The 9446-nt window shown below is 71.5% G+C and carries 9 protein-coding genes; 2 read left to right on the top strand and 7 right to left on the bottom strand.

The features are described from left to right. The 7 genes from JLI01S_RS15835 to JLI01S_RS15805 form a co-directional block, all read right to left on the bottom strand. Positions 1 to 1113: serine/threonine-protein kinase (locus JLI01S_RS15835; RefSeq protein ID WP_068266443.1), on the bottom strand; the 1113-nt coding region annotated here is incomplete at its 3' end. 7 nt (positions 1114 to 1120) lie between these two features. After that, a complete protein-coding gene (locus tag JLI01S_RS15830; protein WP_068266440.1) occupies positions 1121 to 3001 on the bottom strand; it encodes an FHA domain-containing protein in 1881 nt (626 codons plus the stop codon). A gap of 2 nt (positions 3002 to 3003) precedes the next feature. Then, positions 3004 to 3834: a PP2C family protein-serine/threonine phosphatase gene (locus JLI01S_RS15825; protein ID WP_245634657.1), complete on the bottom strand. Its 831-nt coding sequence runs from the start codon at positions 3832 to 3834 to the stop codon at positions 3004 to 3006. Between the two features lie 5 nt (positions 3835 to 3839). Continuing rightward, positions 3840 to 4313, bottom strand: a complete 474-nt coding sequence (locus JLI01S_RS15820) for a hypothetical protein (protein WP_157075013.1) — start codon at positions 4311 to 4313, stop codon at positions 3840 to 3842. Between the two features lie 14 nt (positions 4314 to 4327). Beyond that, positions 4328 to 4804: a hypothetical protein gene (locus JLI01S_RS15815; protein ID WP_068266435.1), complete on the bottom strand. Its 477-nt coding sequence runs from the start codon at positions 4802 to 4804 to the stop codon at positions 4328 to 4330. 73 nt (positions 4805 to 4877) lie between these two features. After that, the gene (locus tag JLI01S_RS15810; protein ID WP_157075012.1) at positions 4878 to 6215 is read right to left on the bottom strand and encodes a WXG100 family type VII secretion target; all 1338 of its coding nucleotides are present in this window, start codon (positions 6213 to 6215) and stop codon (positions 4878 to 4880) included. Between the two features lie 115 nt (positions 6216 to 6330). Next, positions 6331 to 7785, bottom strand: a complete 1455-nt coding sequence (locus JLI01S_RS15805; RefSeq protein ID WP_068266430.1) for a CCA tRNA nucleotidyltransferase — start codon at positions 7783 to 7785, stop codon at positions 6331 to 6333. Between the two features lie 323 nt (positions 7786 to 8108). Between JLI01S_RS15805 and JLI01S_RS15800 the strand changes: the two genes are divergently transcribed. Together JLI01S_RS15800 and JLI01S_RS15795 are read left to right on the top strand one after the other, a co-directional pair. Beyond that, a complete protein-coding gene (locus tag JLI01S_RS15800; protein ID WP_068266427.1) occupies positions 8109 to 8591 on the top strand; it encodes an NUDIX hydrolase in 483 nt (160 codons plus the stop codon). Continuing rightward, the coding region (locus JLI01S_RS15795; protein ID WP_157075011.1) for a DUF6049 family protein at positions 8564 to 9446 on the top strand (883 nt) is incomplete at its 3' end. The genes JLI01S_RS15800 and JLI01S_RS15795, both read left to right, overlap by 28 nt.

Below are 9446 nucleotides of genomic sequence, written 5' to 3'. Positions count from 1 at the left end.
CGACTGGGCGGGCGGCCCGGGCATCCCCGGTCGCGTGCCGGATCGGGCGACGACGCCGTCCGCGATGGGGACCGGGCCGGTCGGCCCGATGCCGCGTCCTCCGCTCAGCTGCCCACCGATGACGGGCTGGCCCAGCGGCGGCGGCGGAGCGCTCGTGGTCGACCGGGGTCCGGACCCGGTGCTCGCGCGCAGCTGCGTGCGGTCCCGGGTCTGCCCGAGCGCACCGGAGTCACCGCTGTGGCCCAGCTCGTCGAGGACGACGATGGCCGTTCGTGAGAAGCGCTCCTCCTGCTCGATCTGCTGGAGGCTACGGGCGAACTCGATCGCACTCGCGGGACGGGCGAGCGGATTTTTGCTCATGGCCTGGGCCAGGAGCCGCTCGAGCGACTGGGGGACGTCCGCGCGGTCCGTACCCGGCGGCGGGTTGGAGCGGATGCGTGGCATCAGCTCGAAGGCGGAGTTGTTGCCGCCCGGCACCTCGAAGGGAGAGCGGCCCACGAGCAGCTGCCACAGGGTCGCCGACAGAGCATAGACATCAGCCCGGGCATCACCGTTGCTCTGGCCGAAGAGGACCTCCGGTGGCGCCCACGGCACCGAGACCCCCAGGTCCTCGTCGATCTCGTCCAGTGCTCCACCGCGACCGGCGATGCCGAAGTCGGTCAGGCCCGGAGAGCCGTACTGGCTGACGAGGACATTGGCCGGCTTGATGTCACGGTGGATGACACCCGCACGGTGGGCCGTCTCGACGGCGCTCGCGAGCTGGATCCCGGTGCGCAGGACCTCCTCGACGGAGAAGCGAGCCGTGCGGGCCCGCTGCGCGAGGTTGGGCGGGGGGTAGTACTTCATCACGAGGAAGGGACGACCGTCCCCGCTCGTCCCGGCCCGGAAGACCTGGACGATGTAGGGATGGTCGGCCAGCTGGGCCATCGTGTTGGCCTCGTCGATGAACTGCTGCTGGATCGTGGGGGTGAGCCCCTCGGTCTTGAGGACCTTGACGGCGACCTTCATCCGCGGCATCTGCTGCTCGTAGAGGTAGACGTCGGCATACCCGCCCGAGCCGAGCGGCTGGACGTAGTCGAGCCCTTCGAGATCGGGCGGGATGGCGCTGCTCACTCAGGCATCATCCCGTGACCTCGAAGACCATGGAGACCTGGTCCGCGAGGGTGATCGTCGTCCCGGGCTCGATGGTCTGCTGGTCGCCCGGGCGCACCCGGACCGGTGAGGACCCGGGCAGCGCCACCGTCGTGCCATTGGTCGAGCCGAGGTCACGCACGAGCACGTGCCAGCCGTCGAGCACGATCTCGACGTGGTTGCGAGAGATCTCGTTGTCCGGGCTGGAGATGCGCACCAGATGGGGTGAGCTCGGACCGGTCTCGACCGCTCGCGGGGCCCGGCCGATGAGGACGCCGCGGTCGAGCGTCACGACATCGCCCGTCGACATCCGCAGCTGGCCCAGCGCCGGTCGCATGGTCTGCTCCGGCTGTTGCGACGGCAGGTCCTGACCGCACGCACGGCAGCGCGTGGCGTGCGGTGCGTTGAGGTGGCCGACCGAGCAGCGCACTGCGAGGACCATGGGGCTGGCGGTCTCCGCCTCGGACTCCTCCTCGGGTGCGGGCTGGACGGGAGCGGGCTGCCCCGCGCCACCGTCCGGCGTCGGCAGCGAGGGCAGGCCGAAAGGCATCCCCGGCAGTCCAGGGCCGGGCCCTGCCGCCGGGGTGCTGCCACCCCACGGCACCGCAGAGATGACCCCGGCGGAGTCCTCGGCACCACTGTCGGGAGACGCAGGGGCGGGAGCGCTGTCGTCAACCGTCGGGGCGCTGCCCGTCGAGGCCTGTGGCACCCGGGAGCCGACGAGGTGGCCGTCGGCGAATTGCGGCCGACCGCCACCCGGCTCGTGACCGGTGGCGTCATCGCGGGCTGCCTGGACGCGGACCGGGCCGCCGGGCCCGGGACCCCGCACGGGCTCGGCCACGGACTCGGGCACGGGGGCGTCCGCACGCGGCTCGCTCCCCGACGGGTCGATCACATCGCTGTCGTCGCCCGCGTCGTCGGCGAAGGGGGCCGACCCCGGCATCGGGGGCAGCCCGACATGGGAGTCCACCGTGGGACCGGACGGCGTCGGTGCGTGGTGCTCGTCATCCTCGCTCGGAGGAGCGAGGGTGGCGTTGACCTGGTCCTCGTGTGGCTGGAACCCTCCTGCTGCCGCCACGGGGCCGGAATCGATGGGGGCATCTGCTGCCGCCTCGTCCTCCGCGAGCTGCGCCATGAGCGAGCTGCGGTGGTGGTGGGTGTTGCCGAAGAGGAAGTCGAAGCTCGGCAGCTCATCGTCCTCATCGCTCGCCGCGTCCCCGGCCTGGGCGACCACCGGCTCCTGCGGGGCCTCGGGCTCAGGGTCAGGGCTCGCCTCCGGCTCGTCCGCCACCAGGTCCTCGGACGCGGGTGCCGGAGTCTCGACGACCTCGGCCTCCTCGATCGGCTGCTGGTCGGTCGGCTCCTGCGTGGACCGCACCGGCTCGCGTCCGAACACCGAGGGCATGGCCCACCCAGCAGCCGGCTCGGGCTCGGGCTCGACCACAGGGGCAGGTGCGAGCGCCATCTCAGGCTCCGAGTCATCCTGCGAGGTCACGTCGACGGGCTCGGGCTCACCGGTCTCGAGGACCACGTCGGCGACATCGCCCTCGAGGTCCTCGTCGGCCCACGGCCCACGGGTGGGCGCGCTGACCGTGTGGGTCGTGCCGTCGTCGGCAGTCACCACGACACTGGCCGCGCCTCGCACGAGGACCCGGCCCGAGGCCTCGTCGACGAGGGCGAAGTCCGGCGTGCGGCGGACCCCTCCGGCACTCAGCTCATCGGTCACGACGTCTGCGAGGTCGTCGTCCTCGGCAGCCGCCACGGCGTCGGCGATGCGCTCGGCGAGGGAGGCGTCCCCCTTCGCCAGCAGGTGGATGCCGTCGCGGACGACCTCGATCCAGCCGTCCCGGCCATCGATCCTCGTCTGCATGGTCACTCCTTGTCGCTCAGCTGGCCCCGTGGTGCCGTGTCGTCCCCGGACACCCGCGGACTGGTCACCGACAGGTCGTCGCCCACGGTGCCACCGAGGTTGACGACGACCACGGTGACATTGTCACGTCCCCCGGCCTCGACGGCCGCACGGACGAGCTCTTCCGCGGCGGCCTGGGGGTCAGGGTGCTGCTGCAGGATCTCACGCAGGTGGGCGTCGGTGAGCTCATTGGTCAGGCCGTCGCTGCAGATGACGAAGCGTTCGCCCGCGTAGGGCGGCAGCACCCAGGCATCCGACTGGTAGGCGTAGTCGGTCCCCAAGGACCGCGTGACGACATTGCGTGCCGGGTGGACCCGGGCCTCGTCCGGGGTGATGACCCCGGCCTCGACGAGCTCCTGCACCTCGGAGTGGTCGACCGTCACCTGGGTGAGGGTGCCGGCGATCCAGCGGTAGACCCGCGAGTCGCCGACGTTGAACACCGCCCAGTGGTCGGCGCCGCCGGCGGTGACCAGGGCCAGGCCGGTGGCGGTCGTCCCCATGCCCTTGTTCTCGGGGTGGGAGTCCACGGCGGTGAGGATCCGCTGGTTGGCCAGGACGAGCTGGCGCGTGACGTCCTCCGCGGTGAGGTCGGTCCGGGCGACGAGCTCACGCATCGTCTCCACGACGATGCCGCTGGCGACCTCGCCGGCCGCGTGCCCGCCCATGCCGTCGGCGACGACGAAGATCCCGCCCTCGGCGAGCGCGGAGTCCTCGTTGAGCGTGCGCACGCGTCCGGTGTCGGTGGCCGCACCGACCTGCAGCACCAGACCCGGCAGCTCGTCATGTCCGGTCACGGCCGTCACGTGGTCGCCCGGATCGTCCGGAGCACCTGCTGCACCTCGGCATAGGCGCTCTGCGCGTCACCACCACCGACCGAACCCGTCGCCTGGATCAGGTCGACGATGCGTCCCCGCCGCGACCCGGCGAAGAGGTGGATCTGCACGATCGTGCCGATCTGCGGGTCCACCCAGGAGACATTGACGCCGACGAAGGGGATCTCCCCCAGCTGGAGCTCGAAGGGCTCGTCGACGTCACCGTCCTGCTGCTGCGCGACGAACCCACGCAGCTCCTCCAAGGCATGCCGCATCGTGAAGTCGGATGTGCGCTGGAAACCGCGGATGACGACATTGGGGGCGAAGCCGTGGTCGCTCTCGACACGGCGGCAGGCCAGCAGGGTGCCACCGACACGGACGGGCCCCCAGGTGTCGGGGACATCGATGGTCACACCCGGAGGGCCGGGGAAGACCTCACTGGGGTACGTCAGCTGTGGCATGGTCAGGCGCGCTCTCAGGGGTTGATGCGGAGGGAGTCAACAACACGGTCGATGGTGCCGTAGTCCGTCTCGCGGCGCGCGCCAGCATACGAACCCGTGACCTGGATGACATCGAGGACATCGTTCTGTCGCTGTGCGGTGAACCAGTGGACCTGCCCCACGGTGCCCGCCTCGCCATCGATGAAGGCGAGGTCGGCGCCGACGTACTCCCGTCCGTCGATCTCCTGATGCTTGAGGACCCCGAGCTTGCCCTCCTGTCGCTGGGCGACGTACTCGGCCAGCTCGGCGTGGATCTCATCCGGTCCGAAGGGCGCCAGCCGCTGGTAGAAGCGGACGACCACATTGGCCAGGAAGTGGTCACCACCCTGGTCGGCCTCGCGGATCGCGATGAGCGTGTCGGGTGCCCAGACCTGGGTCCAGCCCTCGGGCATCTCGAGCTCGAGCCGGGGCGGCCCGGGGACGACCGGGCTGGGGTAGGTGATCTGGGTCATGCTGCGCTCCTGTGGGTTGCGGGGCGGCGGCCGTGGTCTGGGGCACAGCCTGCCATCTCGGGACGAAGGGGGGTCACCACCAGTTGCCTGGGTTGATCGGGGAGTCGGCCAGCGCCTCGCCGGCATCGGCGAGTCCGTCGATGATCTCGTTGGGCGAGACCGAGACATCCAAGGAGATCGAGGCACCGATCCCGAGGGTCGCGCCGACGTCGAAGGAAACACCGACCCGGTCCATGGACACCTCCGCGTCGGCCTCGGCGTGGGCGCCGATGCCGTAGGAGAGGGAACCAGAAGCGCCGACATCGGCCGGCCCGATGTCCTGGCTGAAGCCGCCTTCGATCCGGCCGCCGGCGAAGGCCTCGAACCCGGCCCCCACCTGGGCGCCCGCGGGACCGATCTGGGCACCGGCCTGGGCCTCGGCCTCGGCGCCGATCATCGCCTCGGCCTGCGCCGTCGTCCCGTGGTCACCCGTCCAGTGCGCCTCGGCCCTGCCCAGGTAGGCACCGGCCTCGGCATTGGCCTCGATGTAGGCACCGCGCGTCGCATCGACACCCATCGCGCCCGCGGTCGAGGCGTCGTAGGCGAGGAACTCGGCGCTCGCGCCGGTCTCCTCGTTGCCCGCGCGTGCTTCGGCGACGCTGTCGTGCACCCCGGCGTCCCACAGCTCCTGCTCGACGATCGGCTCGCTCTGGACATTGTCGAGGATCTCCTGAGCGTGGGAGGCCGTGTCGTTGTCGAAGGAACGCTCGACGGACCCCGACTCGCCCCACTCGTTGCGGCGACCATCGGCATCGGTGCCACGGGTGCTCGACCGGCTGGACTCCCAGCCGTTTTCCCCCTCGGTCGTTTCCGTCCAGGTCCCGGTCCGGTTGCCGAACCGGTCCTGGCTCTCCGTCCAGGTACCTCCCGGGGACTCCTGCCAGGTCTTGCCCGTCAGCGGGTCGTAGTGGTGCTTGGTGCCGGACTCGTCGCGGTTGGTCCGCACTCCGATGGAGTCGGGGCCGCGGTCGAGGATGTCGTACCCGTCGGGTCTGCCGTCGGGCCACCCCCCGTCGCTTCCCTCACCGCCGGTGCTGGGCTGCTGCGGGTCGCGGCCCCGGCCGGGGCCACCGTCGCCACGGCCTCCACCACCGCCGCCGACACCCGACCCCTCGTCCTGGTCCGCGGCCTGCTGACGCAGCTCCTTGGCCGCGCCGCGCAGCAGCTCGGTGGCGGCACCGAGCGAACGGGTCGCCTCCCGCTGCCACCTGATGAGGAGCTGCTGGGAGTCATCGCCACCCCAGTTGTCACGCAGCAACCCGGCGCTGGCATTGCCTCGGCCGAGGATGTCCCCGAGGCGTCCGGCCTCGATGTCGATGCCGCTCGCGACCTGTCGGATGCGCGAGCTGTCCATACCTTGCTCGAGGGTCATGGACGGTTCTCCCTGATCGATGGTGCGGCTGCGGGCTGCAGGCCTGGGACCAACCTAGGGCGGTCCCGGTCGGGGCGCGATGGGCAGCACTCCCCATCGCCACTGCACGCTCGGATCAGGCTCTGGCTGCCCACCAGGAGCGCAGCCGCTCTGCTGCTAGCTCGGGTCCGATCGGGCCCTCGTCGAGTCTCACCTGCAGCAGGTACCGGTAGGCCTCGCCGAGCACGGGCCCGGGAGAGATGCCGAGGACCTGCGCGATCTCGTTGCCGTCGAGCTCGGGACGCACCTTGTCCAGCTCCTCCTGCTCCAGCAGCTCGCCGATGCGCACCTCGAGGTCGTCGTAGGCGCCGCGCAGGCGTGCGGCCTTGCGCTGGTTGCGCGTCGTGCAGTCCGCCCGGGTCAGGCGATGCAGGCGCTCCAGCAGCGGGCCGGCGTCCGTGACATAGCGCCGGACGGCCGAGTCGCTCCACTGCCCGTCGCCGTAGCCGTGGAAGCGCAGGTGCAGCTCGACGAGGCGGGCGACCGCCGCCGTCGTCGCCTTGTCGAAGCGCAGTGCCTTCAGCCGCTTGGTCGTCAGCTTGGCGCCGACGACATCGTGGTGGTGGAAGGAGACTCCACCGCCGCCCTCGAATCGTCGGGTGCGTGGCTTGCCGATGTCGTGGAGGAGGGCGGCGAGCCGCAGCACCAGGTCGGGCCGCGGGACGGGGTGCTCGTCGTCGCCCTCGGGGCCCTCCAGGTCGATGGCCTGCTCGAGGACCGTCAGGGAGTGCTCGTAGACGTCCTTGTGGCGGTGGTGCTCGTCGATCTCGAGCCGAAGGGCGGGCAGCTCGGGCAGCATCTGCTCGGCCAGCCCCGTGTCGACGAGGATCCGCAGGCCGGCGACCGGGTCGGCAGCCAGCAGGAGCTTGACCAGCTCGTCCCGGATGCGCTCGGCGGAGACGATCTCGAGCGTGGCCGCCGCCTCGGTCATCGCGGTGATGACCTCGGGCGCGGGGACGAGCCCGATCTGGGCGACGAAGCGGGCCGCCCGCATCATCCGCAGCGGGTCGTCGCTGAAGGAGACCTCGGGGGCGGAGGGGGTGCGCAGTCGTCGCGCTGCGAGGTCGAGCATCCCCCCGTGCGGGTCCACCAGCTCCAGTCCCGGCAGGCGCAGCGCCATGGCGTTGACCGTGAAGTCGCGCCGCACGAGGTCGTCCTCGAGGTTGTCGCCGAAGGCCACGACCGGCTTGCGGGTCGTGCCGTCGTAGGCGTCGGCACGGTAGGTCGTCACCTCGACGGTGTCGCCACCCTTGCGCGCACCGATCGTGCCGAACTCGCGTCCCATGTCCCAGTGGGCATCGCCCCAGTCGGCGAGGATCGCCTCGGTCTCCTCGGGTGACGCGGAGGTCGTGAAGTCCAGGTCACCGCTCGTGCGAGCGAGGAAGGCATCACGCACCGGGCCACCCACGAGGGCCAGCTCGTGGCCCCCGCCGGCGAAGCGCTCCCCGAGGTCGGTGAGCAGCGGGAGCGTCGGAGCCAGGTGGGCCACCGCGGCGCGCAGGATCTCCGGAGGCAGATCGGGGGAGGACATGAGGCCCAAGGTTACGCGGTGCGCATCAGAGCACCGGCGCGTTGGGCAGCCGTAGTGGAAGGAGTAGACGCAGTGCCCGGCCCAGGTGAGCGTCATCGCTCCCAGGGCGACGGCGGCAGTGGCGGCAGCTGTTCGGCACAGGTTCTTGGTGCGCATTCGGGGCCCCTCGGTCAGGCGTCGTCGGTGACGCAGGGGCCCGACCTCGTTGTCGGGCTACTCGACGGTAGGGAAGGCGCAGGGGTCGCGCTCGGCGAACCTGTGTGCGGATGCCGAGCCGTCCACGCACCCAGTGTCCACACGGAGCGGATGGCTACAGTGACCACATGAGTCACCCCGCTCCCACCTCCGGACCGCAGCGTCGTCTGCCCGCGGTCGAGGAGCGCAGCGCGGGTGGCGTCGTGGTCGACGTGCACGAAGGGGAGGCCCGGATCGCCGTCATCGCCCGCCGCAACCGCGCGGGTCGGCTCGAGTGGTGCCTGCCCAAGGGGCACATCGAGGGCGAGGAGACGCTCGTCGAGACGGCCGCACGCGAGGTGGCCGAGGAGACCGGTATCGAGGCCCGGGTCCTCGTCGAGCTGGGCACCATCGACTACTGGTTCGCCACGCCCGACCGGCGGATCCACAAGTTCGTCCACCACTACCTCCTCGAGGCGGTCGGTGGCTATCTCACGATCGACAACGACCCCGACCACGAGGCGGTCGACGTCGCGTGGCTCCCGCTGCGGGACGCGCCGCGGCACCTGACCTTCCCCAACGAACGACGTATCGCGAGGGAGGCGTGGCAGCGGCTCGCCGGCGACGCCTGAGCGCGACCATCGCGAGCCTGGTGCTCGCGCTGCTCGTCCTGCTCCCCGTCGCTGCCCAGCCCTCGGCCGCCGCCCCTGCCCCGCCCAGCGACTCCGGCGGAGGCAACGACGCCAGCGACGGCGAGCTGACCATCACGTCGATCACGACGGTCGCCGAAGGCGATGACACCGCGACCGTGCAGGGCCGCCTCACCAACCCCGGCTCCGAGGCGATCGCGGCGCCCTCGGTCTCCTTCGTCCCCCACACGGCCGGCCCACAACGCTCCGACATCGCGACGTGGGCCCAGGGGAGCACACCCGTCACCGGTACCGCCCTGGACCGCACGACCCTCGACGACATCCCCGCTGGGAGCTCGGCCCCCTTCGTCCTGGAGGTCTCGGCGGCAGACCTGCTGCCTGATGTCTCTGCCGGTGCTGCGTGGGTGAGCATCCAGACGCAGACGAGCGCGGTGCACACCTTCGTCGGGGTGCACCGACGCAAGGAGTACGTCCCCCTCCGCCTGCTCTGGGGCATCCCGCTCCTCCTGCCCGCGGACCGCAACCTGTTCAACCACGACGCCCCGGAGCGGGCCAAGGCCTGGGACACGGCCGTCGGTGACGACTCCCGCCTCGCCCAGCTGACGGCCACGTCCCCGGACGATGACGAGGCCTGGCTGCTCGACCCCGCCCTGCTCGACGTCCCCGAGGAGGAACCCGACAGCCGGATCGACGCCTCGGAGCGGACCGTGCGCTCGGAGCGCGCGAGCGCCCTGCGCGACCAGGTCGTCGGCTCCCGGACCCTCGTGCTGCCCGACGCCGACGCCGACGTCGCCGCCGGGGCGCGCAACGCGCAGGCCCGCCGGGTGGTACGCCCCC

Origin of the sequence: Janibacter limosus NBRC 16128, from assembly GCF_001570985.1 — a bacterium.
GTDB lineage: Bacteria > Actinomycetota > Actinomycetes > Actinomycetales > Dermatophilaceae > Janibacter > Janibacter limosus.
This window is presented reverse-complemented; position numbering and strand designations above follow the sequence as displayed.

Excerpts from the sequence above, each read along its gene's own strand:
- JLI01S_RS15810 (WP_157075012.1), bottom strand. The coding sequence starts at position 6,215 with ATGACCCTCGAGCAAGGTATGGACAGCTCGCGCATCCGACAGGTCGCG.
- JLI01S_RS15815 (WP_068266435.1), bottom strand. The coding sequence starts at position 4,804 with ATGACCCAGATCACCTACCCCAGCCCGGTCGTCCCCGGGCCGCCCCGG.
- JLI01S_RS15805 (WP_068266430.1), bottom strand. The coding sequence starts at position 7,785 with ATGTCCTCCCCCGATCTGCCTCCGGAGATCCTGCGCGCCGCGGTGGCC.
- JLI01S_RS15820 (WP_157075013.1), bottom strand. The coding sequence starts at position 4,313 with ATGCCACAGCTGACGTACCCCAGTGAGGTCTTCCCCGGCCCTCCGGGT.
- JLI01S_RS15800 (WP_068266427.1), top strand. The coding sequence starts at position 8,109 with ATGAGTCACCCCGCTCCCACCTCCGGACCGCAGCGTCGTCTGCCCGCG.
- JLI01S_RS15830 (WP_068266440.1), bottom strand. The coding sequence starts at position 3,001 with ATGCAGACGAGGATCGATGGCCGGGACGGCTGGATCGAGGTCGTCCGC.